Source organism: Spiroplasma sp. hy2, from assembly GCF_044714365.1.
Classification (GTDB): domain Bacteria; phylum Bacillota_I; class Bacilli_A; order Mycoplasmatales; family Mycoplasmataceae; genus Spiroplasma; species Spiroplasma phoeniceum.
In genome coordinates this window covers 1-966 of the sequence record NZ_RXFZ02000270.1, presented here as the reverse complement: position 1 = coordinate 966, position 966 = coordinate 1, and the positions used below count along the sequence as shown (strand labels likewise).

The 966-nt window shown below is 19.7% G+C and carries 2 protein-coding genes; both read left to right on the top strand.

What is annotated here, in order from left to right:
• The first annotated feature begins 137 nt into the window (after window positions 1–137).
• On the top strand, window positions 138–425 hold the full coding sequence (locus tag EHV01_RS05980) for a hypothetical protein (RefSeq protein WP_422066665.1): 288 nt from the start codon (window positions 138–140) through the stop codon (window positions 423–425).
• Window positions 425–808 (top strand): hypothetical protein, encoded by a 384-nt coding sequence (locus EHV01_RS05975; protein WP_422066664.1) that lies wholly within the window; start codon window positions 425–427, stop codon window positions 806–808. Before EHV01_RS05980 ends, EHV01_RS05975 begins: the two co-directional genes overlap by 1 nt.
• Window positions 809–966: the final 158 nt, after the last annotated feature.

Below are 966 nucleotides of genomic sequence, written 5' to 3'. Positions count from 1 at the left end.
AAATTTTTAAATAAAAGACATAATTAATTAAAATTATAATTTGCTATTAGTATCTTTTTAAAAATATTTACAATTATTTTAATAGGTTATGCAAGAAGTCTATTAATTATGGAAAATAATTTGGAGGAAATTTAATAATGACTATAACAGAATTAATTAAATATGACAAACTACAAGAAGAAAATGAAGTACTTAAAAAAGAAATTACTGAATTAAAACAACAGCAATTATATAAAAAAGATTTTGTTGTTTCTAGTTATTGTATTAATTGTGGAGATAAATTATTTATCATAGATAATTTGAAAAAAATAAAAAAAAGAAAAGTAAATAAAACTGATAAATGTAATACTTGCGGTTTAGATAGAATAATTAAATTAAAAGATAATTCATTATATGACAAATTACCTAGTAAGGATGTGAAATAATGAATGATATTGTAAAAAATAGAGTAAATAATATTACATTTCAATTTCCTTTAAAAGGAGATGATTTTAAAGAATTAAATTTAAAAGCATTAACAATTAAAAAATGACTTGATGAAAATGGACAAGAATTAGCAGAATTTATTTATTGTCATCGTAATCATTATGCATTGAATGGTTATCAAGATGTTCATTTAAAAGATATTCCTAGTCTTGTAAGTAAAGTAGATATTGTTTTTCGTGAACCAGTAAAAGTAGTTGATGATTCTTTAGATGATGTTAACAAAATAAGAAATCATTTAATTCCTTTAATTTTGTCGAAAACTCTTGATATTTATAAAATATACCTAAAATTAGGTATATTTTTAATATATGGAGGTAAATAATTAATAGACTTCTTGCATAACCTAGTTATTTTAAAATTCCTATAAAATATATTTAAAATAGAAATTATAGGAATTTTAAAATAACTAGGTTATGCAAGAAGTCTAATTTATAATTTGCAATTATTATAGATAGCATAGAAGATGTATTTAAAATTAAA